Origin of the sequence: Stenotrophomonas daejeonensis, assembly GCF_001431505.1 — a bacterium.
Taxonomy (GTDB): domain Bacteria; phylum Pseudomonadota; class Gammaproteobacteria; order Xanthomonadales; family Xanthomonadaceae; genus Stenotrophomonas; species Stenotrophomonas daejeonensis.
The window spans coordinates 60,890-86,662 of sequence record NZ_LDJP01000037.1; the positions used below are offsets into that span (position 1 = coordinate 60,890).

20 protein-coding genes are annotated in these 25,773 nt (G+C 67.0%); 11 read left to right on the top strand and 9 right to left on the bottom strand.

Annotated elements, in window-relative coordinates:
* Positions 1-189: 189 nt before the first annotated feature.
* From ABB34_RS07025 to ABB34_RS07035, 3 genes are read left to right on the top strand one after another with little or no spacing between them, the layout of a single operon-like run.
* Positions 190-1,317 carry an efflux RND transporter periplasmic adaptor subunit gene (locus ABB34_RS07025; protein WP_057640535.1) on the top strand — a complete coding sequence of 376 codons (1,128 nt, stop codon included), beginning with the start codon at positions 190-192 and terminating at the stop codon, positions 1,315-1,317.
* Positions 1,314-4,793 carry an efflux RND transporter permease subunit gene (locus ABB34_RS07030; protein WP_057640536.1) on the top strand — a complete coding sequence of 1,160 codons (3,480 nt, stop codon included), beginning with the start codon at positions 1,314-1,316 and terminating at the stop codon, positions 4,791-4,793. The genes ABB34_RS07025 and ABB34_RS07030 overlap by 4 nt, the downstream gene beginning before the upstream one ends.
* A gap of 5 nt (positions 4,794-4,798) precedes the next feature.
* Positions 4,799-7,885 (top strand): efflux RND transporter permease subunit, encoded by a 3,087-nt coding sequence (locus ABB34_RS07035; protein WP_057640537.1) that lies wholly within the window; start codon positions 4,799-4,801, stop codon positions 7,883-7,885.
* Positions 7,886-8,068: 183 nt separating this feature from the next.
* On the opposite strand, the gene ABB34_RS07040 is transcribed toward ABB34_RS07035, so the two are convergent.
* The 6 genes from ABB34_RS07040 to ykgO form a co-directional block, all read right to left on the bottom strand.
* On the bottom strand, positions 8,069-9,289 hold the full coding sequence (locus ABB34_RS07040; RefSeq protein WP_057640538.1) for a TraB/GumN family protein: 1,221 nt from the start codon (positions 9,287-9,289) through the stop codon (positions 8,069-8,071).
* Between the two features lie 4 nt (positions 9,290-9,293).
* Complete coding sequence (locus tag ABB34_RS07045; protein WP_057640539.1) at positions 9,294-9,824, bottom strand: GNAT family N-acetyltransferase; 531 nt, start codon at positions 9,822-9,824, stop codon at positions 9,294-9,296.
* 115 nt (positions 9,825-9,939) lie between these two features.
* Positions 9,940-10,824 (bottom strand): carbon-nitrogen hydrolase, encoded by an 885-nt coding sequence (locus tag ABB34_RS07050; protein ID WP_057640540.1) that lies wholly within the window; start codon positions 10,822-10,824, stop codon positions 9,940-9,942.
* Positions 10,825-10,975: 151 nt separating this feature from the next.
* On the bottom strand, positions 10,976-12,007 hold the full coding sequence (locus tag ABB34_RS07055; protein WP_057640541.1) for an agmatine deiminase family protein: 1,032 nt from the start codon (positions 12,005-12,007) through the stop codon (positions 10,976-10,978).
* A 79-nt stretch (positions 12,008-12,086) separates the two neighbouring features.
* Positions 12,087-12,416 carry a hypothetical protein gene (locus tag ABB34_RS07060; protein WP_057640542.1) on the bottom strand — a complete coding sequence of 110 codons (330 nt, stop codon included), beginning with the start codon at positions 12,414-12,416 and terminating at the stop codon, positions 12,087-12,089.
* A gap of 201 nt (positions 12,417-12,617) precedes the next feature.
* The gene (gene ykgO / locus ABB34_RS07065) at positions 12,618-12,743 is read right to left on the bottom strand and encodes a type B 50S ribosomal protein L36 (protein ID WP_017355593.1); all 126 of its coding nucleotides are present in this window, start codon (positions 12,741-12,743) and stop codon (positions 12,618-12,620) included.
* Positions 12,744-12,952: 209 nt separating this feature from the next.
* On the opposite strand from ykgO, the gene cmk reads away from it, so the two are divergent.
* The 8 genes from cmk to galU all read left to right on the top strand — a co-directional run bounded on the left by cmk (position 12,953) and on the right by galU (position 21,246).
* Positions 12,953-13,630 carry a (d)CMP kinase gene (gene cmk / locus ABB34_RS07070; protein WP_057640543.1) on the top strand — a complete coding sequence of 226 codons (678 nt, stop codon included), beginning with the start codon at positions 12,953-12,955 and terminating at the stop codon, positions 13,628-13,630.
* A gap of 195 nt (positions 13,631-13,825) precedes the next feature.
* Positions 13,826-15,517 carry a 30S ribosomal protein S1 gene (gene rpsA / locus ABB34_RS07075; protein WP_057640544.1) on the top strand — a complete coding sequence of 564 codons (1,692 nt, stop codon included), beginning with the start codon at positions 13,826-13,828 and terminating at the stop codon, positions 15,515-15,517.
* Between the two features lie 90 nt (positions 15,518-15,607).
* Positions 15,608-15,913, top strand: coding sequence for an integration host factor subunit beta (locus ABB34_RS07080; protein WP_057640545.1), 306 nt, complete (start codon positions 15,608-15,610; stop codon positions 15,911-15,913).
* Between the two features lie 80 nt (positions 15,914-15,993).
* Positions 15,994-16,278 carry a lipopolysaccharide assembly protein LapA domain-containing protein gene (locus ABB34_RS07085; protein WP_057640546.1) on the top strand — a complete coding sequence of 95 codons (285 nt, stop codon included), beginning with the start codon at positions 15,994-15,996 and terminating at the stop codon, positions 16,276-16,278.
* Positions 16,279-16,284: 6 nt separating this feature from the next.
* Positions 16,285-17,463 carry a lipopolysaccharide assembly protein LapB gene (gene lapB / locus ABB34_RS07090; protein WP_057640547.1) on the top strand — a complete coding sequence of 393 codons (1,179 nt, stop codon included), beginning with the start codon at positions 16,285-16,287 and terminating at the stop codon, positions 17,461-17,463.
* A 21-nt stretch (positions 17,464-17,484) separates the two neighbouring features.
* Entirely contained in the window at positions 17,485-18,441 is a 957-nt protein-coding gene (locus tag ABB34_RS07095; protein ID WP_057640548.1) for an MraY family glycosyltransferase, read from the top strand.
* A gap of 16 nt (positions 18,442-18,457) precedes the next feature.
* Positions 18,458-20,368, top strand: a complete 1,911-nt coding sequence (locus ABB34_RS07100; protein WP_057640549.1) for a polysaccharide biosynthesis protein — start codon at positions 18,458-18,460, stop codon at positions 20,366-20,368.
* On the top strand, positions 20,368-21,246 hold the full coding sequence (gene galU / locus ABB34_RS07105) for a UTP--glucose-1-phosphate uridylyltransferase GalU (RefSeq protein WP_057640550.1): 879 nt from the start codon (positions 20,368-20,370) through the stop codon (positions 21,244-21,246). Before ABB34_RS07100 ends, galU begins: the two co-directional genes overlap by 1 nt.
* A 94-nt stretch (positions 21,247-21,340) precedes the next feature.
* Here the strand turns inward: galU and ABB34_RS07110 are convergent, their stop codons facing one another.
* The 3 genes from ABB34_RS07110 to ABB34_RS07120 form a co-directional block, all read right to left on the bottom strand.
* A complete protein-coding gene (locus ABB34_RS07110) occupies positions 21,341-22,549 on the bottom strand; it encodes an acetyl-CoA C-acyltransferase (protein WP_057640551.1) in 1,209 nt (402 codons plus the stop codon).
* A gap of 80 nt (positions 22,550-22,629) precedes the next feature.
* Entirely contained in the window at positions 22,630-25,002 is a 2,373-nt protein-coding gene (locus ABB34_RS07115) for a 3-hydroxyacyl-CoA dehydrogenase/enoyl-CoA hydratase family protein (RefSeq protein ID WP_057640552.1), read from the bottom strand.
* A gap of 30 nt (positions 25,003-25,032) precedes the next feature.
* A complete protein-coding gene (locus ABB34_RS07120; RefSeq protein WP_057640574.1) occupies positions 25,033-25,680 on the bottom strand; it encodes a TetR/AcrR family transcriptional regulator in 648 nt (215 codons plus the stop codon).
* Between the last annotated feature and the right edge of the window lie 93 nt (positions 25,681-25,773).

Sequence of the window (25,773 nt, forward strand, 5' to 3'; positions counted from 1 at the left end):
ATACGGGTCTGGTGGTTCCTTGGCTGAACCGTGGAACGGTCCGAGTATAGCTCCCGCATTCACCGTTACGGAACAGTTCATTGATGGTGCGGCGCGTCACGCAGGCATGACCTTTGGCGCATGGTGTTGGTGTGGGGTGGTGCAATACTTTCCTATAACACCTAACCCAAGCATCTACAGGGAACCGCGATGTCTCGACTCTTCTCCATGCCCGGCCGCACCGGAAGCTGCGCTGCCGCGCTCCTCGTCACGACCCTGTTGCTGGGCGGCTGCAAGGCCGGCGGCGAGGCGGCCAAGGTCGGGGCGCCGGACGGGCAGCAGGCCAGCGATGCGGTACCGGTCGAGGTGGCCAGGGCCACGCACCGCGCGATCGCCGCCAGCTACACCGGCACGGCCTCGCTGGAAGCGCGCGCCGAGTCGCAGGTGGTCGCCAAGACCTCCGGCGTGGCGCTGGCGGTGATGGTCGAGGAAGGACAGGCGGTGCAGGCCGGGCAGCCGCTGGTGCGGCTGGACCCGGACCGCGCGCGGCTGGCCGTGGCGCAGAGCGAGGCGCAGATGCGCAAGCTGGAAAACAGCTACCAGCGCGCGCAGAAGCTGGTGCAGCAGCAACTGGTCAGTGCCGCCGACGTGGACCAGTTGCGCTTCGACCTGGAAAATGCCCGCGCGCAATACCGCATGGCGACGCTGGAATTGTCCTACACCACGGTGGTGGCGCCGATTTCCGGCGTGGTGGCTTCGCGCGACATCAAGCCGGGCAACTTCGTGCAGATCAACTCGCCGATCATCCGCATCGTCGACAGCGGCAAGCTGGAGGCCACGCTCAACGTGCCTGAACGCGAGATCGCCAAGCTCAAGCCGGGGCAGACGGTGGAACTGGCCGCCGACGCGCTGCCGGGCCGCAGCTTCACCGGCACGGTGGATCGGGTATCGCCGGTGGTGGACACCGGTACCGGCACGTTCCGCGTGGTGACCACGTTCTCCGGCGGGGAGGGCCTGCAGCCGGGCATGTTCGGCCGCCTGAGCATCAATTACGACCAGCGCGCCGATGCACTGGTGGTGCCGCGCGCGGCCTTGCTGGAAGACGGCGGCGAACCGGCGGTGTACGTGGTGCGCGACGGCAAGGCGCTGCGCAACGAGGTGAAGCTGGGTTACGACGATGCCGGCTGGGTCGAGGTGCGCGAAGGCCTGAAGCAGGGCGATGAAGTGGTCGTCGCCGGCAAGGCGGCGCTGCGCGAGGGCAGCGCGGTGCAGGTGATCGGCCAGGAGAAGGCGGTGGCCGCGGCCAAGGCACCGGCTGCGCAGGCGACCAAGCAATGAGTGCGCACGACCCGTCGGCCGCCGGCGGCCGCGGCTTCGACCTGATCGAATTCGCCACCCGCCGCCGCGTCACCATCGCGATGATGACGCTCACTTTGGTGTTGTTCGGCCTGATCTCGTTGTCGAGCCTGAAGGTCGAGCTGCTGCCGGACCTCAGCTACCCCACGCTGACCGTGCGCACCGATTACGAAGGCGCCGCGCCGGCGGAGATCGAGACGCTGATCTCGCAGCCGGCCGAGGAAGCGCTGGGCATCGTCAAGGGCCTGCGCAAGCTCAAGTCGATCTCGCGCACCGGGCAGAGCGACGTGGTGCTGGAGTTCGCCTGGGGCACGGACATGCAGCAGGCCGGGCTGGACGTGCGCGACAAGATGGAGACGCTGCAGCTGCCGCTGGAGGCCAAGCCGCCGGTGCTGCTGCGCTTCAACCCGTCCACGCAGCCGATCATGCGGCTGGCGCTGTCGTCGAAGCAGGAGGGCGGCAGCGAGGCCGACGCGGTGCGCCGGCTGATGGAACTGCGCCGCTATGCCGACGACGACCTCAAGCGCAAGCTCGAACCGGTCAGCGGCGTGGCCGCGGTCAAGGTCGGTGGTGGCCTCGAGGACGAGGTCCAGGTGGACATCGACCAGCGCAAGCTGGCGCAGCTGGGGCTGTCGCTGGACACGGTGATCCAGCGCCTGGAGCAGGAGAACGTCAACCTGTCCGGTGGCCGCTTGGAGGAAGGCTCGCAGCGCTATCTGGTGCGTACGGTCAACCAGTTCGCCACGGTCGAGCAGATGCGCGAGATGCTGCTGACCACGGCCGGTGGCGGCGCGAGCGCCTCGTCCACCGGCGAGAACCGGCAGCTGATGACCGCCATCCTCGGCAGCCGCGACCCGAACGTGATCGCCGCGCTGCGCAGCGACGGCGGCGGCGCCAACGTCGCCACGGTGCGGCTGAAGGACGTGGCCAACGTCTACCAGGGCTACAAGGAGCGCGAGGCGGTGATCCGCAGCGCCGGCCACGAGGCGGTGGAGCTGGCGGTCTACAAGGAAGGCGACGCCAATACCGTGTCCACCGCCGACGCGCTGGAGGCGAAGCTGGAAACCATCCGCAAGCAGATGCCCAAGGACATCGAGATGACGGTGGTGGAGGACCAGTCGGTGTTCATCCGCCACGCGATCAAGGACGTGAAGATCGACGCGGTGATCGGCGGCCTGCTGTCGGTGCTGATCATCTTCCTGTTCCTGCGCGATGGCTGGAGCACCTTCGTCATCTCGCTGTCGCTGCCGATCTCGATCATCGCCACGTTCTTCTTCATGGGCCGGCTCGGCCTGAGCCTGAACGTGATGTCGCTGGGCGGCCTGGCGCTGGCGACCGGCCTGGTGGTGGACGACTCGATCGTGGTGCTCGAATCCATCGCCAAGGCGCGCGAGCGCGGCATGGGCATCCTGGAGGCGGCGATCAAGGGCACGCGCGAAGTGTTCATGGCGGTGGTCGCCTCGACGCTGACCACGATCGCGGTGTTCCTGCCGCTGGTGTTCGTCGAGGGCATCGCCGGGCAGCTGTTCCGCGACCAGGCGCTGACCGTGTCGATCGCCATCGCGGTGTCGCTGGTGGTGTCGATGACGCTGATCCCGATGCTGAGTTCGTTGAAGGGCCGCGCGCCACTGGACTTCCCGGCCGAGGAACCGCGCCAGCCGTGGCGCCCGGCCAGCCGCTGGCAGAAGCCGTTGGCGTTCACTGGCCGTGGCGTCGGCGCGATGTTCCGCTATGGCTTCTTCGCCGCGGCGTGGATGGTGGTGCGCGTGTTCCGCGGCATCGCCGCGGTGGTCGGGCCGGTGATGCGCAAGGCCAGCGACATCGCGATGGCGCCGTATGGCCGCGCCGAGGCCGGTTACCTGCGGATGTTGCCGGCGGCGCTGAAACGGCCGTGGCCGGTGCTCGGCGGCGCCGCATTGGCGTTCGTGCTGACCCTGCTGGCGCTGCCGCTGCTGGGCGTGGACCTGATCCCGCAGCTGGCGCAGGACCGCTTCGAGATGACTGCCAAGCTGCCGCCGGGCACGCCGCTGGCGCAGACCGACGCGCTGGTGCGTGAGGTGCAGCGCCGGCATGCCGACGAAGCCGGCGTGCGCCTGCTGTACGGCGTTTCCGGCACCGGCACGCGGCTGGACGCCAGCCCGACCGAGAGCGGCGAGAACATCGGCAAGTTGTCGGTGGTGATGGACGACACCTCGCGCGAGCCGGAGCTGACCGAGAAGCTGCGGCAGACGATGAAGGCATGGCCGGCGGCGCAGGTGGACTTCGCGCGGCCGGAGCTGTTCGCGCTGTCGCCGCCGCTGGAGATCGAGATCGAGGGCAACACCCTCGACGCCATCCGCGTGGCCGGCAACAAGCTCGCCGGCATGCTGCGGCAGAACCCGCACTACGCCGACGTCAAGTCGACGGTGGAGCAGGGCTTCCCGGAAATCCAGATCCTGTTCGACCAGGACCGCGCCGCCGCGCTGGGCCTGACCACCCGGCAGATCGCCGATGCGGTGGTCAACAAGGTCAAGGGCAACGTGGCCACCCGCTACAGCTTCCGCGACCGCAAGATCGACGTGCTGGTGCGCGTGCAGGAATCGGAGCGCTCCTCGGTCGACGACATCCGCCGCCTGATCGTCAACCCCAGCGGCAACAAGCCGGTGGAGCTGGGCTCGGTCGCCGAGGTGGTCGCCACCACCGGCCCGAGCGAGATCCACCGCGCCGACCTGCGCCGCGTCGCCATCGTCTCGGCTAACCTGCGCGACATCGATCTGGGCAAGGCGATCACCGAGGTGCAGGGCATGGTCGCCGAGGACCCGCTGGGCACCGACGTCGGCATGCACATCGGCGGGCAGGGCGAAGAGCTGGGTGAATCGATCCGCTCGCTGCTGTTCGCCTTCGGGTTGGCGATCTTCCTGGTCTATCTGGTGATGGCCTCGCAGTTCGAGTCGCTGCTGCACCCGTTCGTGATCCTGTTCACCATCCCGCTGGCGCTGGTCGGCGCGGTGGCGGCGCTGTTGCTGGCGCGCTCGCCGGTGTCGGTGGTGGTGTTCATCGGCCTGATCCTGCTGGTCGGGCTGGTGGTGAAGAACGCCATCATCCTGATCGACAAGGTCAACCAACTGCGCGAGGAAGGCGTGGCCAAGCGCACCGCGCTGGTGGAGGGCGCGCGCTCGCGCCTGCGCCCGATCATGATGACCACGCTGTGCGCGGTGTTCGGCTTCCTGCCGCTGGCGCTGGCCTTCGGCCAGGGCGCCGAGGTGCGCTCGCCGATGGCGATCACGGTGATCGGCGGCCTGCTGGTCTCGACGATGCTGACCCTGCTGGTGATCCCGGTGGTGTACGACCTGCTGGACCGCAAGCCGGACGAGTACTACGCCGAGCGCGGCCGCCGCGCGCGGCAGCAGGCCGAGCAGGTCGAGCAGGTGCTGGCGCACGAGCACGACGCGGTCGGCGACGGCGGATTGAAGGGCTGAAACGGATGAACATCACCGAGCTGTCCATCCGCCGCCCCGTCACCACCATCATGCTGTTCGTGTCGATGGTGGCTATCGGCCTGATCGCCGCGTTCCGGCTGCCGCTGGAGGCCGAGCCGGAGGCCACCATCCCGTTCTTCTTCGTGTCGCTGCCGTATCCCGGCTCGACCCCGGAAGAGGTGGAGCGCAACCTGCTGAGGCCGGTGGAAGAGGCCATCGCCACGATGCCGGGCATCAAGTCGATGAACGCGCGCGCCAATGCCGAGGGCGGGCAGATCCAGGTCGAGTTCAGCGACTGGGGCCGCGACATCGCGATGGCCGCATCGGAAGCGCGCGAGCGCATCGACGCGGTGCGCGACCAGTTGCCGGACGACTTCCGCCGCTACTACGTGCAGCGCTGGAGCACCAGCGACCAGGAAGCGATCAGCCTGCGCCTGAACAGCCAGGAAGACCTGACCGCGCGCGCGGACATGATCGAGCGCACCATCAAGCAGCGCCTGGAACGGCTGCCCGGCGTGGCGCGCGTGGAAGTGGAGGGCGTGGCCAAGCAGGAAGTGCTGGTGGCGCTGGACAAGGACCGGCTCAGCGCCCACGGCGTGGCGCTCAACGAACTGGTGCAGAAGCTGCAGGCGGCGAACTTCTCGGTATCGGCCGGGCAGATCACCGAGGCCGGGCGGCGCCTGCGGGTGCAGCCGCGCGGCGAACTGCTGGAGCTGCAGTCGCTGCGCGACCTGCCCATCGACCAGCGCGGCACGCGGCTGTCGGACATCGCCGAGGTCGGCCTGAAGCCGCAGCGCATGAGCTACGTGCGGCAGATGGAGGGCAAGCCCAGCGTCGGCGTGGACATCTACAAGGAGCGCGCGGCCAACCTGGTCGACCTGTCGCGCGCGGTGCGCGCCGAGGTCGAGGTGCTGAAGGACGACCCGGCGATGCGCGGCATCGGCATCGAGGTCACCGACGACCAGGGGCAGGCGGTGATCAGCTCGCTGCTGGCGCTGGCCGAGGCCGGCGCGATCGGCCTGCTGCTGTCGGTGATCGTGCTGTACGCCTTCCTGCGTCACTGGCCGTCGACGCTGATGGTGTCGCTGGCCATCCCGATCTGCTTCATCATGACCCTGGGCTTCATGTACTTCGCCGGCATCACCCTGAACATCATCTCGATGATGGGGTTGCTGCTGGCGGTGGGCATGCTGGTGGACAACGCCGTGGTGGTGGTGGAGAGCATCTACCAGGAGCGCGAGAAGTACCCAAACCAGCCATCGCTGGCCTCCATCATCGGCACCCGCCACGTGGCCATCGCGCTGTCGGCCGGCACCCTGTGCCACTGCGTGGTGTTCCTGCCGATGATGTTCGGCGAGAAGAACATCATCACCATCTACCTGTCGCAGCTGGCGGTGACCATCTCGGTGTCGCTGCTGGCGTCGTGGCTGGTGGCGGTGAGCCTGATCCCGATGCTGTCGGCGCGCATGCGCACGCCGCCGGCGCTGAAGTCGCCGTTCATCAGCCGCCTGCAGGAGCGTTATGCGCGCGCGCTGCGCTGGACCCTGCAGCACCGCGGCTGGGCGGTGGCCGGCATCCTCGCCATCTCGCTGGCCAGCCTGTTCCCGATGACCCACACCCAGGGTGGCGGCGACGAGAGCGACCCGAGCGAGATCAACATCTTCTACCAGTGGCGCGGCGCCTATTCCAAGGAGGAAATGGGCAGGGAAGTGGCGCGGGTGGAGGATTTCGTCAACGCCAAGCGCAAGGAATTCCACATCGAGCGGGTATACAGCCGCTACAGCGAGCAGGGCTGGGCGCAGACCCGCCTGTTCCTGGACATCGACGACCGCGAGCTGAGCAAGAAGATCGAGGAAGAGGTGCGCAAGGGACTGCCGCAGTCGGCGCGCGCCAAGATCGGCATCGGCTGGCCCGGCGGCATGGGCAGCGAAGGGCAGGGCATCCGCTTCAGCCTGGTCGGCGACTCGACCCAGACTCTGAGGGAACTGGCCGACGACATCGTGCCGATGCTGGCGCGCGACCCGAAGCTGCGCGACGTGCGCGTGGATACCGGCGACGCCAACACCGAACTGGCGGTGCGGGTGAACCGCGAGCGCGCCGCGGCCTACGGCTTTTCCGCGCAGCAGGTGGCGCAGTTCGTCGGCATGGCGCTGCGTGGCTCCTCGCTGCGCGACTTCCACCGCGAAGACGTCGAGATCCCGGTCAACGTGCGCTTCGCCGGCTCGGAGAACTATGGCGTCGAGGACCTGTCCTCGTTCATGGTGCGCACCGCCAGCGGCAAGGAAGTGCCGCTGCTGGCGATGGTGGACGTGAGCGTCAACCCGGCGGCGAACTCGATCCAGCGCCTGAACCGGCAGACCATGCTGCGGGTGGAGGCCGGGCTGGCCAAGGACGTGCCGATGGACGCGGCGCGCAAGTCCATCGAGACCGCGCTGGACAACGTGCAGTTCCCGCCGGGCTATGGCTACACCTTTGCCGGCGGCAGCTTCAACATCAACTTCGACGGCATGCAGCAGATGGTGAACAGCATCTTCATCGCGCTGATCCTGATGCTGGTGATCATGGCCGCGGTGTTCGAGTCGCTGCTGTTCCCGGCGGCGATCATGTCCTGCGTGCTGTTCTCGATCTTCGGCGTCTACTGGCTGTTCTGGCTGACCGGCACCGAGATGAACATCATGGCGGTGATCGGCATCCTGGTGCTGATGGGCGTGGTGGTGAACAACGGCATCGTGATGATCGAGCACATCAACAACCTGCGACGGCGCGGCATGGCCCGCACCGACGCGCTGGTGGAGGGCAGCCGCGAACGCCTGCGCCCGATCATGATGACGATGGGCACGGCGATCCTGGCGATGATCCCGATCGCGTTGAACACGCAGACCGCCGACGGCATGCCGCCGTACTACCCGATGGCCCGCGCCATCGCCGGCGGGCTGGCGTTCTCGACCGTGGTCAGCCTGCTGTTCCTGCCAACCATCTACGCGATCCTCGACGACCTGCGCACCGGCACCGCGCGGCTGGTGCGGCGCGCCCGCGGGTTGCCGGCGTTGGAGGTAGTGCCGGCCGTTGGCCGGCAACCACAGGGAAGTTGAGTCGAGCGCGGAGTGCCGGCCAGCGCGGCCGGCACCATCGCCTGGCCGTAGGTCAGGGCTACGCCCCCGACGCGTTTCATGGCATATCAGCGTCGGGGGCGTAGCCTCGACCTACGGCGAGTGCCGGGTTCGGCCGACACGGGGCCATCCGATAGACCCCGGCCCCCGCATCGACCAGAAGCTTCAGCCGGCGAGCTTGCCGTACACGGTGAAGCCGGTCAGCCACAGGCCGAGCATGCTGCCGATGTTGGTCAGCATGAAGGTCAGCACGATGCGGGTGACGCGGTTGCGGTACCAGCCCTTGAAGGTCTGGGCGTCGTCGCGCAGTTGCAGGAAGTCGTTGTAGGCCGGCTTGCGCAGCCGCGTCTCCACCAGCGCGGCGAAGGCGCCGGTGGGGATGCTCAGGCGGAACGGCTTGAACGGCGCCACGGCAATGGCGGTGAGGATGCTCAGCGGGTGGCTGCCGGCCAGCAGCGCGCCCAGGCCCGCCAGCCCGCCGGTGTACAGCGCCCAGATCACCAGCATGTGCGTGCCCATGTCCAGCCCGCCCTTCCAGAAGCCGACGCCGATGCCGGCCAGCACCACGGCGAGGATGGCCAGGGTGATCCAGGGGATGTTGCGCTTCTTCGGCACCGCTTCCAGCTGCGAACGCAGCGGGCCGGGCGCTTCGGTATCGGTTTCCAGGTAGCGGGCCAGGCCGGCGAGGTGGCCGGCGCCGACCACCGCCAGCACGTTGCGCTGCCCGGCGTCGTGCTCCTCGCGCAGGCGCGTGGCCATGTAGCGGTCGCGCTCGCCGATGATGGTTTCGTACAGCGCCGGGCTCTCGCTGGCGAATTCGCCGAAGCTCGACTCGAGCATGTCGCCCTGCTTGAGCTTCTCGATTTCCTCCTCGCCGACGTCCTCCGACGAGAACAGGCCGGCGCCGAGGCCGGCGACCAGCTTCAGCTTGCCGAAGAAGCCCAGTTGCCGCGAGGCACGGCGGAAGGTCAGGCCAACATCGCGGTCGATCAGGTGCACCGGCAGGCCGTTCTCCTGCGCCAGCGCCACCGCGCGCTTGAGTTCGGCGCCGGGCTCGATGCCCAGTTGCTCGGCCAGCCGGCGCTGGTAGGCGGCCAGCGCCAGGTTGGCGGCGAACAGGGCCACGCGGCCCTTGCGGATCACCTCGACCAGGTCCAGCCGCGCCATCGCGTCCGGGTCGGTCAGCGCCTGCAGGCGCTGCGGGTCCAGTTCGACCGCCACCGCGTCGAACCGGCCGCTGCCTATGGCCTGTTCCACCGCCTGCACGCTGGCGGCGGAGACGTGCGCGGTACCCAGCAGGGTGTAGCGCACGCCATCGCGTTCGACGATGCGCAGCGGCTGGTCGGCGGGAAGGGCGGGCGAGGGAGTTGCGTTGGTGTCGGTCATTGCATCATTCGTCGGAAGGTGGCGCACCGCTGCCGGGGCCCAGCGCGCGCTGCATGAAAACCGTGTCCAACCAGCGCCCGTGTTTCCACGCGATGCCGGGGAAGGTGCCGATGTGGCGGAAGCCGAAGCGCTCGTGCAGCTTGATCGAGGCGGTGTTGGCCGGTTCGCCGATCACTGCGACCATCTGCCGGAAGCCGCGTGCGACGCAGGCATCGATGAGTGCCTGCAGCAGCGCCGCGCCAACGCCACGCCCTTGCGCGGTGGCGGCGACGTAGACCGAGTTCTCCACCACCCGGTTGTAGGCGGCGCGGGAGCGGAAGCTGCCGGCGTAGGCATAGCCGACGACTTCGCCATCCAGTTCGGCGGCCAGGTACGGGTAGCCGCGCGCGCGTATGTCGTCCATGCGCCGCGCCATCTCGGCCCCGTCCGGTACCTCGTATTCGTAGGTGTTGACGAAGTCGGTGACCTCCACCGCGTAGATCGCGGTGATGGCAGGGATATCGGCCGGGGTAGCGTCGCGGATCGTGGGGGTCATCTCGTCTGCTCGTTGTTCCTGTTGTATGAGCGACGCAAGTCGCGACGGGGTATTCACCGGCAAGGCCCCGTTGCGACTTGCGTCGCTCCTACAACAACAAAGGGCATGTGGGCGGTCAGTCGATGTAGCGCTTGAGCAGGTCGCCGTAGGCGTCGATGCGGCGATCGCGCAGGAACGGCCAGATGCGGCGCACGTGCTCGCTGCGCTGCAGGTCGACCTCGCAGACCAGCACGGTCGGCTCGGCGCCGGCTTCGGCGATGAACTCGCCCTGCGGGCCGAGCACGTGGCTGTTGCCCCAGAAGTCGATGCCCGACGCACCCAGCGGCGAGGCCTCGTGGCCGACGCGGTTGCACGACAGTACCGGCAGGCCATTGGCCACGGCGTGGCCGCGATGGCTCAGCACCCAGGCGTCGCGCTGGCGGTTCTTCTCGTCCTGCACGTCGTCCGGATCCCAGCCGATGGCGGTGGGGTAGAGCAGCAGTTCGGCGCCGGCCAGCGCCATCAGCCGGGCCGCTTCCGGGTACCACTGGTCCCAGCACACCAGCACGCCGAGGCGGCCGACCGAGGTGTCGATGGGCTTGAAGCCGAGGTCGCCGGGGGTGAAGTAGAACTTCTCGTAGAAGCCCGGGTCGTCCGGGATGTGCATCTTGCGGTACTTGCCCAGCAGCGTGCCGTCCTTTTCGAACACCACCGCGGTGTTGTGGTACAGGCCGGCGGCGCGGCGCTCGAACAGCGAGCCGACGATCACCACACCGTGCCTTTTCGCCAGTGCGCCGAGGCGCTCGGTGCTGGGGCCGGGGATCGGCTCGGCCAGGTCGAACTCGTCCACCGATTCGTGCTGGCAGAAGTACGGGCCGTTGTGCAGTTCCTGCAGCAGCACCAGCCCGGCGCCCTGCGCGGCGGCCTCGGCCACGCGCTGCTCGATGATGGCCAGATTGGACTCGGCGTCGCCGTGGTTGCGCTCCTGGATCAGCGCGACGGTCAGGGTCTTGGTGTTCATGCGGGGATTGTAAACGCGGGCGGTGTGGAGGATTTGCCCAGAAGGTTTCGCGCAAGACGCAAAGGGAATCATGCGCCTTGTAGATGCGGGGCTTGCCCCGCATGGGCTTTCCCGGGAAGGCCACATGCGGGGCAAGCCCCGCATCTACGAGTCAAATCAGGCCTTCGGGCAGCTGCATGGTGATGCAGTGAAGCGAACCGTTCTGCCAGATCAGCGGGCGGCACGGCACCTGCACGATTTCGCGGTCCGGGAACGCCTGCGCCAGCACGTCACGGGCGGCATCGTCGGCCGCATCGCCATAGGCCGGCATCAGCACCGCGCCGTTGATGATCAGGAAGTTGGCATAGGACGCGGCCAAACGCCGGCCTCCGTCGACCACCGGCTGCGCCCACGGCAGCGGGAACAGGCGATAGGGCGTGCCGTCAATGGTGCGCAATGCCGCCAGCTCGGCACCCATTGCCTGCAGTTCGGCGTAGTGCGAATCCTGCGGGTCGTCGCAATCCTGATAGACGATGCTGTCCGGCGAGGCGAAGCGGGCCAGGGTATCCACGTGGGCGTCGGTGTCGTCGCCTTCCAGATAACCGTGGTCCAGCCACAGCACGCGGTCCTGCCGCAGCCACTGCGCCATGTCGGCGCCGAGCGATGCGCGGTCGCGGTCGGGATGGCGTTCGTGCAGGCACTGCCATGTGGTCAGCAGGGTGCCGGCGCCGTCGGTATCGATCGCGCCGCCTTCCAGCGCGAACGGGATGCTGCGCACTTCGGTGTTGTTGAAGGTGCCGGCTTCATGCAGCACGCCGACCAACTGGTCGTCACGGCTGGCTTCGAACTTGCCGCCCCAGCCGGTGAAGCGGAAATCCAGTAGTTGGAAACCGCCGTCGCCGCGCTTGAGGGTGATCGGGCCGGAGTCGCGCAGCCAGGTGTCGTCGTACTGCGCGCCGACGAAGCGCACGCGCTCCATGTCGATGCGGTTGGAGCGCAGGCGCATCTCCGCGTAGGTCTCGATGTCGTCGTCGGCCACGCAGATCAGCACCGGCTGGAAGCGGGTGATGGCGGCCACCAGCGCGATGTAGGTTTCCTCGACCTCGGCCAGGCGCTCGGCCCAGTCGGTGGCGGCGTGCGGCCAGGCGATCAGGACGCCGGACTGGGGCTCCCATTCGGCGGGGAAACGGAGTGCATCGGTCATTGCAGGTCAATACTCGGTCGTGCCCGGGTCGTGTGGCCCGGGCGTCATCTGGGTTCCCGCCGGGATGCGGGGCGTCGCGTCAGCGGATCGGGGGCTTGGGGCCCACTTCCTGCGGCCCGGCCTGGTTGGCGACCACGTCGATCACGCGCTGCTTCTCGAAATAGACGGTGAAGGCCGGGTATACCCAGCGGTTGATGGTCGGCCACTGCTGCTTCTGGCCGCCGCGCGGCTGCAGCCGCTCCTGCGGCGCGCCGAAGCGGGCCTCGACCTGCTGCATGGTCTGCCCGCGCGCGGGCAGGGCTTCGGCCGGCTTTTCCTGCGCGCGGTCGACCAGCAGGGTGTCGGCCATCGCCGCCGGAGCGGCAACGAAGGCGGCAATCAGGGTCAAGGCATGGATCGTCTGTTTCATGGTCACTACTCCCCGTAAGGACACAAGCTGCCGATTACACCAAAAATTCCGGCAAAAAAACGGCCGGGGTCGCCCGGGGCGCCGCGCGCGATGGCCCACAAGCGATGGCCGTCACGAACGGCAGACGCAGAAAGCCGCCCGGAGGCGGCTTTCTGAGGGGGCGGAGCCGCATGGGCTCCGGGTGCGGCTTGCGCCGCCGGCTCAGCGCTGGCGAGCCTTGAAGCGCGGATTCGACTTGCAGATCACGAAGATCTTGCCGCGACGGCGCACGACCTTGCAGTCGCGGTGGCGGGACTTGGCCGACTTCAGGGAGGACAGGACTTTCATGGCATACCTCGGCAGATATCTTGGGAGTTCTTCTGGAGAGCGTTGCCGCGGGCATGCCAGATTGGCGCTCGGCAGGTTGACGCTCGTTCAAGCCCGCCATTCTACCGGGTATTTCCACGCTGGTTCAAGTGCTTGCATGGGATCCGGGCGACGGGGCGGCCGGGCGGGGCGCTAGAATGCCCGATTCCCGAATCCACGGCAGGCCGCAGATGAGCCAACTCCCCCCCGTTCTCACCATCGACGGCCCGTCCGGCGCCGGCAAGGGTACCGTCAGCCGTATCGTCGCGCGCCGGCTCGGCTGGCACTACCTGGATTCGGGGGCGCTGTACCGGGCGGTGGGCGTGGCGGCCAGCTGGGCCGACATCGACACCTCGGATGCCTCGGCACTGGTGCGCTGCACCTTCGACACCAGGATCCGTTTCGCCGAGCAGGGCGAGAGCCTGCGGGTGCTGGTCAACGACACCGATGCCACCGACGAACTGCGGCTGGAAACCACCGGCGCGCTGGCCTCGGCGATTGCCGCCATTCCCGAAGTGCGGGCGGCGCTGAAGGAGCGCCAGCGCGCATTCAGGGTGCCGCCGGGACTGGTCGCCGACGGCCGCGACATGGGCACGGTGATCTTCCCGGATGCCCCATTCAAGGTTTTCCTGACCGCCAGCGCCGAGGAACGTGCGCACAGGCGCCATAAACAGTTGAAGGAAAAAGGGGTTTCGGTTAACTTTGACGACCTCCTGCGCGAGATCATGGCCCGCGACGCCCGTGATGCACAGCGCGCAGTGGCGCCCCTGAGGCCGGCCGATGACGCCGTCCTCATCGACACCAGCGGTATCGGCATCGACGACGTCGTTGCCAGGGTGTTGGGCCTGGTTTCCGCCACGGAAGCTTGACCCGGGTAGTGTTGAGCGCGGCCAGCCCACCGGCCGCAGTCGTGCCAATGATGTTGCAACAGCCCCGCTGCGCAATGGTGCGTGGCGGGTATTTCCATTCACACGCGGCCGCCCGCACGGGGTCGCACAACAGGCTGGACGGCCCGGGTTCTTCGCAGCGCCCCGCCGTCCAATGTGTTCAACCGAGTAAATCCAATGACCGAATCATTTGCAGAACTGTTTGAAGCCAGTCAAGCCAACCTGGCCAAGCTGAAGCCGGGCGCCATCGTCGTCGGCACCGTCGTCGACGTCCGCGGCGACGTGGTGGTGATCAACGCCGGCCTGAAGTCCGAAGGCATCGTGCCGATCGAACAGTTCCGTAACGACGCTGGCGAGATCGACGTGGGCGTGGGCGACCAGGTGAAGGTTGCCCTGGACTCCATCGAGAACGGCTTCGGCGAAACCGTCCTGTCGCGCGAGAAGGCCAAGCGCGCGATGGTGTGGGACGAGCTGGAAGAAGCGTTGGAAAAGAACGAGACCATCACCGGCCGCATCAGCGGCAAGGTCAAGGGTGGTTTCACCGTGGACATCAAGGATGTCCGCGCCTTCCTGCCCGGTTCGCTGGTCGATGTGCGCCCGGTGCGCGACCCGGCCTACCTGGAAGGCAAGGAGCTGGAGTTCAAGCTCATCAAGCTCGACCGCAAGCGCAACAACGTGGTCGTTTCCCGCCGCGCCGTCGTCGAGAGCGAGCACTCGGAAGAGCGCGAGCAGCTGATGGACAAGCTGCAGGAAGGCGCGATCCTGAAGGGCGTGGTCAAGAACCTGACCGACTACGGCGCGTTCGTGGACCTGGGCGGCATCGACGGCCTGCTGCACATCACCGACATGGCGTGGAAGCGCGTGCGCCATCCGTCCGAAGTCGTGAACGTCGGCGACGAGCTGGACGTGCGCGTGCTGAAATTCGACCGCGAGCGCAACCGCGTTTCGCTGGGCCTGAAGCAGCTGGGCGAGGATCCGTGGGACAACATCGCCCGCCGCTACCCGGCCAACAGCCGTGTGTTCGGCAAGGTCTCCAACGTCACCGATTACGGCGCGTTCGTCGAGATCGAGCCGGGCGTGGAAGGCCTGGTGCACGTGTCCGAGATGGACTGGACCAACAAGAACGTCAACCCGTCCAAGGTCGTGCAGGTCGGTGACGAAGTCGAAGTGATGGTGCTGGACGTCGACGAAGAGCGCCGCCGCATCTCGCTGGGCATGAAGCAGGTCGCTGCCAACCCGTGGGAAACCTTCGCCGCCATCCACAAGAAGGGCGACAAGGTGTCCGGCCAGATCAAGTCGATCACCGACTTCGGCATCTTCATCGGCCTGGACGGTGGCATCGACGGCCTGGTGCACTTGTCCGACATCAGCTGGAACACCACCGGCGAAGACATCGTGCGCAACTTCAAGAAGGGCGACACGCTGGATGCCGTGGTGCTGGCGGTCGATCCGGAGCGCGAGCGCATCTCGCTGGGCGTCAAGCAGCTGGAGCAGGATCCGTTCGGCCAGTACATGGCCGCCAACCCGAAGGGCTCCAAGGTCGAGGGCACGGTCAAGGAAGTCGACGCCAAGGGCGCCGTGGTCGAACTGGCCGACGGCATCGAAGGCTACGTGTCGGCCCGCGACATCAGCTACGACCGCGTGGACGATGCCTCGCAGCACCTGAAGGTCGGCGACAAGATCGAAGCCAAGTTCGTGGGCATGGACCGCAAGGGCCGCACCCTGCAGCTGTCGATCAAGGCCAAGGACGAAGCCGAGACCGCCGAGGCGCTGGCCGAGTTCAACAAGACCTCGACCGAAGCCGCCACCGGCACCACCAGCCTCGGCGCGCTGCTGCGTGCGCAGTTGAACGGCAACAAGTCCGAGTAATCGGCCAGGTTTTGCCGCAGTTGTGAACTGGACGGCCCGGACACCAGTCCGGGCCGTTTCAGGGCATGAAATTTCCGTGACGGGTTCGCGATGACCAAATCCGAGTTGATCGAAATCCTTGCGCACCGCCAGGGGCATCTGAAGGCCGACGACGTCGACCTGGCCGTGAAGTCGTTGCTGGAAATGATGGGCGGGGCGCTGGCTGCCGGCGACCGCATCGAGATCCGTGGTTTCGGCAGTTTCTCCCTGCATTACCGGCCGCCGCGGCTGGGCCGCAACCCGAAGACGGGTGATTCGGTGGCATTGCCGGGCAAGCACGTGCCGCATTTCAAGCCGGGCAAGGAACTGCGCGAGCGCGTCAACGACGTCGTGCCGCAGGAAGGCGAATCCGCCTGAGCCGATCACACATCCGCTGCTGCGGATTCGCGCCGGGGCCGCTAAGCTAGAGGCTTGGTGAACAAGGAGCAGGCCGCCGCATGAAGGCTGTCCGGTTGTTGCTGCTGCTGGCCGTCCTGGTCGGCGGCCTGGTGATAGGTTCGCTGAACTCGCAACCTGTCGAAATCAGCCTGGCGTTCTGGTCGCTGAAGACCACGTCAGGCATCGCGATCATCGCCTCGTTGCTGCTCGGCGCCTTGCTGGGCGGTGGCATGGTGGTGGCCGGGCTGGTGGTCCCGCTCTATGCCAGATTGCGGCGCGCCAACAAGGCGGCCGCCGTGCCCGCGCAGCCGGCGCAGGCTCCCTCTCCTTTCGACGGACGCTGACCGACGATGGCCTTCATCAGTGAATGGTTCTGGTTCTTCCTGTTCCTGCCGATCGCGGCGCTGTGCGGCTGGGTGATCGGCCGGCGCGGCGGGCAGCGGCACAGCGAAAGCCAGGTCAGCCGCCTGTCGAGCACCTACTTCCGTGGCCTGAACTACCTGCTCAACGAGCAGCCGGACAAGGCCATCGAGCTGTTCCTGCACATCGCCGAGCTGGACAAGGAAACTTTCGAGACCCAACTCGCGCTCGGCCACCTGTTCCGCCGCCGTGGCGAGGTGGACCGGGCCATCCGCCTGCACCAGGGACTGGCGAACCGCAACGACCTGTCCGATGCGCAGCGCGTGCAGGCGCTGCTGGCGCTGGGCGAGGACTACATGAAGTCGGGCCTGCTCGACCGCGCCGAGACGGTCTTCACCGACCTTGCGCGCATCGACGAACGCGCGCCGCAGGCGCTCAAGCACCTGATCGGCATCTACCAGGCCGAGCGCGACTGGGAAAAGGCGATCGAGAACGCCACCCGCTACGAGCAGGTCACCGACGAGCCGATGGGCAAGCTGGTCGGCCAGTTCGAATGCGAGCTGGCCGAGCGCTATCGCGCCGCCGGGCGCCTGGACGACGCGCGCGCGGCCATCGAACGCGCCAATGCCGCCGATGCGATGAGCGTGCGCGCGGGCATCATCGAAGGCCGGCTGGAGAGCGATTTCGGCAACGACGAGGCCGCGGTGCGCGCCTTCGAGCGCGCCGCGCGCAACGACCCGGATTACCTGCCGGAAATCCTGCCGCAGTTGCTGAAGAACTACCGCAACGTCGGCGACCTGGCCGGTGCGCGGGCCTTCCTTGCGGAGATGACCGAGCACTATCGCGGCATCGCCCCGGTGCTGGGGCTGGCGCGGTTGATGGAGGAGCAGGAGGGGACCGGCCCGGCCCGCGCCTACCTGGGCCGGCAGCTGAAGGATCGGCCATCCGTGCGCGGCGAATCGGCGCTGATTGACCTGACCCTGGCCGAGGGCGCCGACCCGGTGGCGACGCTGCAGGACCTGAAGCACATCACCGACCAGTTGCTGGTGCGCAACCCGGCGTATCGCTGCACCCGCTGTGGGTTCGGTGCGCGTACCCATCATTGGCAATGCCCGAGCTGCAAGGAGTGGGGCACGGTCAAGCCGTTGTTGAACTACGCGGTGCTCTGATCCGTGTGGCCGACATGGACGATGGGGCTTGCGGCGGTATTCCTGCTCGCCGCGCTGCTGACCTGGGCGGCGCGTGGGTATGCGCTGCGCCGGAACCTGTTCGACCAGCCCGGTGAGCGCCGTAGCCACAAGGTCGCCACACCGCGCGGCGGCGGCATCGCGATCGTGGTCTCGCAACTGATGGCCTATGCGGTCATCGGCGTCGTCCGCGATGAGCTTGCGGGGGTGCTGATGGCGTTCTCGACGGGGCTGTTGCTGGTTGCCGGCATCGGCTGGTGGGACGATCACCGGCCGCTGTCCGCCAGGCTCCGGTTGTGCGTGCATGTAGTGGCGGGCGCACTGCTGGGCATGCTGGTCTGGCAGGCGAGCGGGGATGCGTTCAAGGCGTTTTTCAGCGCGCTGTTGGCGATCGGGCTGATCAACGTGTGGAACTTCATGGATGGCATCAACGGGTTGGCGACGACGCAGGCGATCCTTGCCGCCACCGCCTTCGCGCTGTTGCTGCCCATGCCACATGCCGGCATCGCCTTGTTGTTGGCGACGGGTTGCCTGGGATTCCTGCCTTTCAACTTCCCCAAGGCCCGGATTTTCATGGGCGACGTCGGCAGCGGCGCGCTGGGCTATCTGCTGGCCGGCCTTGTCGCCCTGGGCATCACCGTCACCGACATTGCCTGGCCGATCTGGCTGGTGCCGCTGACCGCGTTCCTGGTCGATTCCGGGTTCACCCTGCTCGCGCGCATGCGCAGGGGGGAGCGCTGGATGGAGGCCCATACGCAGCATCTGTATCAAGCATATGTAAAGCGTGGTCGCAGTCACGCCGCCGTGACGCTTGATTACGCACTGTTCAGCGTTGCTGGACTTACACTTTGCGCCGCTTCGGGAGAGCTGCCCCCGGTATGGGGGAGCATGGTGGCCTTGGCATGGGCCGTCATCGGGTTCTGCATCTGGTACATGTTGCGGAACAGGATCGTTCGATAAAACAGGGAATTCAGAGATGTCATTCTGGCGCCAACGGCAGGCAGGGAACCTTCCACGCATCGCGGTGATGCTGCACGACCTCTTCATGGTCTGGGCATGCTGGCGCCTGCTGCATGCCGCCCGGTATGCATTGCTGGACGACGTACCATCCAATCCTCTTTTCGATTTCAATGTGGCCGTGGTGCTGCTCGCCCAGGCCTTGGCTTTCCGTTACGTGGGTCTTTACCGGGGGCTTTGGCGCTTCGCCAGCGTTGCCGACCTGGTCAGCATCTTCAAGGCCAGCTTCATCGGCGTGATCGCCATCGTGCTGGTGCTTAGCTACAAGCGCCTCGATGGCGTTCCGGTGTCGGTGTTGATCGCCTATCCCTTCGCGCTGGCGATCCTGCTGGGTGGGCCGCGCCTGCTGTACCGCAGTTGGAAGGATTACCTGGCGGTCCAGTCGGACGCGAGCGCCAGGCGCGTGCTGGTGCTTGGAGCGGGTCATGCGGCCGAATCGCTGGTCAAGGACCTGCGGCGCTCCGGCGATTACGAGGCGGTGGGCCTGCTCGATGACTCCCTGCACCTGCAGGGTGCCAAGCTGCAGGGCATCCCGATTCTGGGGACGCTCGACGACGTGGCCAGCGTGGCGCGGGAAACCGCCGCGAAGCTGCTGGTGATCGCCATCCCGACGCTGGATGCGACCGGCATGCAGCGCGTGATTGCCCTATGCGAAAGCACCGGTTTGCCGTTCCGGACGGTGCCGAGGCTGAACGACCTGATGGAAGGCAGTTCGCTTCCGGGGCAACTGAAGGAAGTGGCGATCGAGGATCTGCTCGGTCGCCAGCCGATACAGCCGGATTGGGAACTGGTCCGCGGCTGGTTGCGCGGTCGTACGGTGCTGGTGACCGGAGCCGGCGGCTCCATAGGTTCCGAACTCTGCCGTCAGTGCGCGCGCCATGGCGTGGCCCGCATCGTGCTGCTGGAGATCAGCGAATTCCTCATGCTCAACATCCGCGGCGAGCTGTGCCGCAATTTCCCGCACCTGCAGGTCGAATGCGTGCTGGGCGATTGTGGCGACCCGACGCTGGTACGGCATGCGTTGTCGGAGCACCGGCCGGATACGGTATTCCATGCCGCTGCCTACAAGCAGGTGCCGCTGCTGGAGGGGAACCTGCGCGAGGCGGTGCGCAACAACACCCTGGCGACCGATTGCATGGCCCGTGCCTGCCTGGAGCATGAGGTGGACAACTTCGTGTTCATCTCCACCGACAAGGCGGTGGACCCGGCCAGCGCGCTGGGGGCGAGCAAGCGCTATGCGGAGCTGATCTGCCAGAGCCTCAACCAGAAGAAGGGGACCCGGTACGTGACCGTCCGTTTCGGCAATGTGCTGGGCTCGGTCGGCAGCGTCGTGCCGCTGTTCCGCGAGCAGATCCGCAGGGGCGGGCCGGTGACCGTGACCGATCCGGAGGTCAGCCGCTATTTCATGACGATCCCCGAGGCCTGCCTGCTGATCCTGCAGGCGGCGGCTTCCTCTTCGCGCGGCGCGATCTACATGCTCGACATGGGCGAGCCGATCCTCATCCGGGATCTGGCCCGGCAGATGATCCGGCTGGCCGGCAAGCAGCCGGATACCGACATCGCCATCGTCTATACCGGTCTGCGGCCGGGCGAGAAGCTGCACGAGAGCCTCTTCTATTCGGATGAGAACAGCCGGCCGACCTCGCATCCCAAGGTGCTGGAGGCGGGAATCCGCGAGTTTTCGGCCGAGCAGGTGCTCGGCAACATCACGCGGCTGCGTGAAGCGGTAGCAGCCTACGACGTGGCTGCCATGCTGGAGATCCTGTCGGCGACCGTCCCCGAATATTCTCCGCTGCAGGAAGCGGTGGGAGCGCCTCTGGCAGGAGCCAACGTCGTCCCGTTCCCTTCCAAGGAAGCAGGTAGAAACTGATGTCACGACGTATCCGCAAGGCAGTATTCCCGGTAGCGGGCCTCGGTACCCGTTTCCTGCCGGCCACCAAGACGGTGCCCAAGGAGATGCTGCCGATCATCGACCGGCCGTTGATCCAGTACGCGGTCGACGAGGCCATCGAGGCCGGTTGCGACACCCTGGTCTTCGTCACCAATCGCTACAAGCATGCGGTGGCCGACTATTTCGACAAGGCCTACGAACTCGAGCAGAAGCTCGAGCGCGCCGGGAAACGGGAGCAACTGGAGCAGATCCGTCATGTGCTGCCCAAGGGCGTGCGCGCAGTGTTCGTGACCCAGACCGAGGCCTTGGGCCTTGGGCACGCGGTACTGTGCGCCAAGCCCATCGTGGGCGATGAACCCTTCGCGGTACTGCTGCCGGACGACCTGATCTGGAACCGCGGCGCGGGTGCGCTCAAGCAGATGGCTGATCTCAACGAAGCCAGCGGCGCCAGCGTCATTGCGGTGGAGGATGTGCCGCATGAAAAGACCGGCAGCTACGGCATCGTCGCCACCGACAGGTTCGACGGGCGCAAGGGCCATATCACCGGGATCGTCGAGAAGCCGAAGCCCGAGGACGCGCCCAGTGACCTGGCCGTGGTCGGCCGTTACGTGCTGAGCCAGAAGATTTTCGAGCTGCTGGAGGCGACCGGCACCGGCGCGGGCGGTGAAATCCAGTTGACCGATGCCATCGCCCGCTTGCTCGACAGCGAGCCGGTGGATGCCTACCGCTTCGAGGGCACGCGGTTCGACTGCGGCACGCACCTGGGGCTAGTCGAAGCCACCATCCGTTTTGCATTGGAAAACGAGAAGCTGGCCAAGCCGGCACGCGAAGTGATGCGGAAGATGCTGGCCGAGTAGGACGGCATGCGGTGCAGGTGTCCGTTCTGGAGCGCCGGACCAGAAAAGGGCAGCCTCGCGGCTGCCCTTTTCGCTTGCAACATGGTGCGCGGGATCAGAGCGCTTCGAACACGCCCGCTGCGCCCATGCCGGTGCCGATGCACATCGTCACCATGCCGTACTTCTGCTGGCGGCGACGCAGGCCGTGCACCAGCGTGGCGGTGCGGATCGCACCGGTCGCGCCCAGCGGGTGGCCCAATGCGATTGCGCCGCCCAGCGGGTTGACCTTGGACGCGTCCAGCACGCAATCACGGATCACCGCCAGTGACTGCGCCGCGAAGGCTTCGTTGAGTTCGATCCAGTCCAACTGGTCCTGGGTCAGGCCAGCCTGCTTGAGCGCCTTCGGGATCGCGGCGATCGGGCCGATGCCCATCACTTCCGGGCGCACGCCGGCGACCGAGAAGCTGATGAAGCGGGCCAGGGGGGTCAGGCCGTAGTCCTTGACCGCCTGCTCGGAAGCCAGCAGCACCGCGCCGGCACCGTCGCTCATCTGCGAGGAATTGCCGGCGGTGACGCTGCCGCCGAACTGGCCGTTGCGGAATACCGGGCGCAGCTTGGCCAGGCCCTCGGCGGAGGAATCCGGGCGCGGGCCTTCATCGGTATCGGCGATCCTGTTGCGGGTGATGATGCGCTGGCCGTCGGCCAGGTCAGGCAGGTGCGAAACGATCTCGTAGGGGCTGATCTCGTCCTTGAACTCACCGGCGGCGATCGCGGCGATGGCTTTCTGGTGCGAGGCCAACGCGAAGGCATCCTGCTCCTCGCGCGAGACCTTCCATTCCTCGGCGACCTTCTCGGCGGTGATGCCCATGCCGTAGGCGATGGCGACGTGGTCGTTGTCGAACACGCTCGGCGCCATCGCGATCTTGTTGCCCATCATCGGCACCATCGACATCGACTCGGTGCCGCCGGCCAGCATCAGGTCGGCGTTGCCGAGACGGATCTGGTCGGCCGCCATCGCCACCGCCTGCAGGCCGGAGGAACAGAAGCGGTTCACCGTCTGCGCGGCGATGGTGTTGGGCAGGCCGGCCAGCAGCACGCCGATGCGCGCCACGTTCATGCCCTGCTCGGCCTCGGGCATCGCGCAGCCGATGATGGCGTCGTCGATGCGGTTGACGTCGATGCCCGGCGCCTGCGCGACCACGTTCTTCAGCACGTGGGCGAGCATGTCGTCGGGGCGGGTGTTGCGGAACATGCCCTTGGGCGCCTTGCCGACCGGGGTGCGGGTAGCGGCGACGATGTAGGCGTCCTGGATTTGCTTGGTCATTGCGGTGATCTCTTGGAAAGGGGAATAGGCGGGAGCGGGGAAGCGCGGCGAACCGGGTTGGCCGCCGCGCCGACGCCCACTCAGTTCCGCAGCGGCTTGCCGGTCTTGAGCATGTGCGCGATGCGGGCCTGGGTCTTTTCCTGTTGCGCCAGTTCGACGAAGTGCTTGCGTTCCAGCGTCAGCAGCCACTCTTCATCGACCACCGCGTTGCGATCGACCTTGCCGCCGCACAGCACGGTGGCAATGCGCTCGGCGATCTCGTAGTCGTAGTCGCTGATGAAACGGCCTTCCAGCATGTTGACCAGCATCATCTTGAAGGTGGCGATGCCGACGTCGCCGGCCACGCGGATGCGGCGTGCCGGCATCGGCGGACGGTAGCCGCCTTCGGCCAGCGCGGTGACCTCGGCCTTGGCGATGTGCAGCAGCTCATAGCTGTTGAACACGACCTTGTCGGTGCCGCGCATCAGGCCCAGTTCCTTGGCGTTGACCGCCGAGTTGGACACCTTGGCCATCGCCACGGTCTCGAAGGTCTTCTTCAGTTCGGCGAACACGTCGCCGTCGGCACCGGCCGCCTGCGAAGCGCGCACCGCCAGTTCCTTCAAACCGCCGCCCGCCGGCAGCAGGCCGACGCCGGCTTCGACCAGGCCGATGTAGCTTTCCAGCGCCGCCACCGACTTGGCCGCGTGCATCTGGAACTCGCAGCCGCCGCCCAGCGCCAGCCCGCGCACCGCCGTGACCACCGGCACCAGCGCGTACTTGATGCGCTGGCTGGTGCGCTGGAAGTTGGCGACCATCGCCTCGAACTCGGCAATCTTGCCGGCCTGCAATGCGCCCAGCGCGCCGGACAGGTCGGCACCGGCGGAGAACGGTTCCTTGTGCTGCCAGATCACCACGCCCTTGAACTGCTTTTCGGCCAAGCCGATGGCGTGCTGGATGCCGTCCAACACCTGGTCGGACACGGTGTTCATCTTGGTCTTGAAGCTGATGACGCCGATGCCGTCGCCGTCCGTCCACAGGCGGATGCCGTCGTTTTCATAGACGGTTTCGCCCTGCGCGAACTGTTCGCCCAGCAGCGGGTCGGGGAAACGCTGGCGCTGATAGACCGGCAGCGCCGAGCGCGGCAGCTTGGCGTTGCGCGACGGGCTGTAGCTGCCTTCGGCGGCGTGCACGCCGTCGCGGCCATCGAACACCCAATCCGGCAGTGGCGCGCTGCTCATGCTCTTGCCGGCGACGATATCGTCGGCAATCCACTGCGCCACCTGCTTCCAGCCGGCGGCCTGCCACGTTTCGAACGGGCCAAGGCTCCAGCCGTAGCCCCAGCGGATTGCCAGATCCACGTCGCGCGCGGTCTCGGCGATGTCGGCCAGATGGTAGGCGCTGTAGTGGAACAGGTCGCGGAACGTCGCCCACAGGAACTGCGCCTGCGGGTGCTGGCTTTCGCGCAGCTTGGCGAACTTTTCGGCGGGGTTCTTGATTTTCAGGATTTCGACCACTTCCGGCGCGGCAGTGCGGTCGGCGGCGCGGTAATCCTGCTTCTCGACATCCAACACCACGATGTCCTTGCCGACCTTGCGGAAGATGCCCGCACCGGTCTTCTGGCCCAGCGCGCCCTTGGCGATCAGCGCTTCCAGCCACTTCGGCGACTTGAAATAGGCGTGCCACGGGTCGTCGGGCAGGGTGTCGGCCATGGTCTTGATGACGTGGGCCATGGTGTCCAGGCCGACCACGTCGGAGGTGCGGTAGGTGGCCGACTTCGGGCGGCCCACCAGCGGGCCGGTCAGGCCATCGACTTCATCGAAGCCCAGCCCGAACTGCGCGGTGTGGTGGATGGTCGAGAGGATCGAGAACACGCCGATGCGGTTGCCGATGAAGTTCGGGGTGTCCTTGGCATACACCACGCCTTTGCCGAGATTGGTGGTCAGGAAGGTTTCCAGCCCTTCCAGCACCGCCTTGTCGGTGGTGGTGGCCGGAATCAGCTCGGCCAAGTGCATGTAGCGCGGCGGGTTGAAGAAGTGCACGCCGCAGAAGCGGTGGCGCAGCTGCTCGGGCAGCACATCGGCCAGCTTGTTGATGCCAAGGCCCGAGGTATTGGAGGCCAGCACTGCGTGCTCGTTCACGAACGGGGCGATCTTCTTGTAGAGATCCTGCTTCCAGTCCATGCGCTCGGCGATGGCCTCGATGATCAGGTCGCAGTCCTTAAGCTGCTCCAGCCCGGTGTCGTAGTTGGCCGGGGTGATGGCCTCGGCCAGCGCCTTGCTGGCGAGCGGGGCAGGGCTGAGCTTGCCGAGGTTGGCGATCGCCTTGAGCACGATGCCGTCGGCGGGGCCCTCCTTGGCGGGCAGGTCGAACAGCACGGTATCGACGCCGGCATTGGTCAGGTGGGCGGCGATTTGCGCGCCCATGACGCCGGCACCCAGCACGGCGGCGCGGCGGATTGGCAGTGAATTGGTCATGGTGTTGGCCTTTGTTGGTACCGGGTGGAATCAGGGGGAGGGCGGGGCGTCCAGCGCGCTGGCGCGGAAGCCGGCCTCGGCGAAATGGATCAGTTCCTGCGCGGCCTTGCTGCGGTGGGCGGCCTCGCTGATGCCGTGCGGGCGCTTGATCAGCCCGAAATCGGCCATCGCGTAGGTCAGTGCACCGGCGAGGAAATCCAGCCGCCAATACAGCTCTTCCTTGCTCAGGCCGGGCACGCAGGCGCCGATAGCCTTGCCGAACTCGCGCAGCACGTGGCCATAGTGGTCGGACAGGAACTTGCGCAGGTTGTCGTTCTTCTCGGCGTAGGCGCGGGCGATCACCCGCACGAAGGCGCCGCCGCTCTGGCGGTCCTGCGCCATCGCCAGCGCCGGCTCGACGAAGGCGGCCAGCACCGCGCGCAGTTCGCCGGGATGGGCACTGCGGGCCTGTTCCAGTTGGCTCAGGCGGGCGGCGGTCATTTCGTCCATGCGCCGGCGGAACACCTCGTTGACGAGGTTTTCCTTGCTGCCGAAGTGGTAATTGACCGCGGCGATGTTGACGTCGGCGTGGCTGGTCACCTGCCGCAGCGAGGTGCCGGCAAAGCCGTATTGCGCGAACAGTTCCTCGGCCGCCCCGAGGATGCGGTCCTTGGTGGAGAAGCTGGCGGGTTTGCCCATGTCCGGCTCGATCAATCAAACGATTGTTTGGATGCTACGCCCGGTTTGCCCTGCCGGTCATGTTGCTATGCAGCATGATTCATCCACCAGCGT

Bases quoted from the DNA above. Each gene is read 5' to 3' on its own strand.
- ABB34_RS07025 (WP_057640535.1), top strand. From the start codon at position 190: ATGTCTCGACTCTTCTCCATGCCCGGCCGCACCGGAAGCTGCGCTGCC.
- ABB34_RS07030 (WP_057640536.1), top strand. From the start codon at position 1,314: ATGAGTGCGCACGACCCGTCGGCCGCCGGCGGCCGCGGCTTCGACCTG.
- ABB34_RS07035 (WP_057640537.1), top strand. From the start codon at position 4,799: ATGAACATCACCGAGCTGTCCATCCGCCGCCCCGTCACCACCATCATG.
- ABB34_RS07040 (WP_057640538.1), bottom strand. From the start codon at position 9,289: ATGACCGACACCAACGCAACTCCCTCGCCCGCCCTTCCCGCCGACCAG.
- ABB34_RS07045 (WP_057640539.1), bottom strand. From the start codon at position 9,824: ATGACCCCCACGATCCGCGACGCTACCCCGGCCGATATCCCTGCCATC.
- ABB34_RS07050 (WP_057640540.1), bottom strand. From the start codon at position 10,824: ATGAACACCAAGACCCTGACCGTCGCGCTGATCCAGGAGCGCAACCAC.
- ABB34_RS07055 (WP_057640541.1), bottom strand. From the start codon at position 12,007: ATGACCGATGCACTCCGTTTCCCCGCCGAATGGGAGCCCCAGTCCGGC.
- ABB34_RS07060 (WP_057640542.1), bottom strand. From the start codon at position 12,416: ATGAAACAGACGATCCATGCCTTGACCCTGATTGCCGCCTTCGTTGCC.
- ykgO (WP_017355593.1), bottom strand. From the start codon at position 12,743: ATGAAAGTCCTGTCCTCCCTGAAGTCGGCCAAGTCCCGCCACCGCGAC.
- cmk (WP_057640543.1), top strand. From the start codon at position 12,953: ATGAGCCAACTCCCCCCCGTTCTCACCATCGACGGCCCGTCCGGCGCC.
- rpsA (WP_057640544.1), top strand. From the start codon at position 13,826: ATGACCGAATCATTTGCAGAACTGTTTGAAGCCAGTCAAGCCAACCTG.
- ABB34_RS07080 (WP_057640545.1), top strand. From the start codon at position 15,608: ATGACCAAATCCGAGTTGATCGAAATCCTTGCGCACCGCCAGGGGCAT.
- ABB34_RS07085 (WP_057640546.1), top strand. From the start codon at position 15,994: ATGAAGGCTGTCCGGTTGTTGCTGCTGCTGGCCGTCCTGGTCGGCGGC.
- lapB (WP_057640547.1), top strand. From the start codon at position 16,285: ATGGCCTTCATCAGTGAATGGTTCTGGTTCTTCCTGTTCCTGCCGATC.
- ABB34_RS07095 (WP_057640548.1), top strand. From the start codon at position 17,485: ATGGGGCTTGCGGCGGTATTCCTGCTCGCCGCGCTGCTGACCTGGGCG.
- ABB34_RS07100 (WP_057640549.1), top strand. From the start codon at position 18,458: ATGTCATTCTGGCGCCAACGGCAGGCAGGGAACCTTCCACGCATCGCG.
- galU (WP_057640550.1), top strand. From the start codon at position 20,368: ATGTCACGACGTATCCGCAAGGCAGTATTCCCGGTAGCGGGCCTCGGT.
- ABB34_RS07110 (WP_057640551.1), bottom strand. From the start codon at position 22,549: ATGACCAAGCAAATCCAGGACGCCTACATCGTCGCCGCTACCCGCACC.
- ABB34_RS07115 (WP_057640552.1), bottom strand. From the start codon at position 25,002: ATGACCAATTCACTGCCAATCCGCCGCGCCGCCGTGCTGGGTGCCGGC.
- ABB34_RS07120 (WP_057640574.1), bottom strand. From the start codon at position 25,680: ATGGGCAAACCCGCCAGCTTCTCCACCAAGGACCGCATCCTCGGGGCG.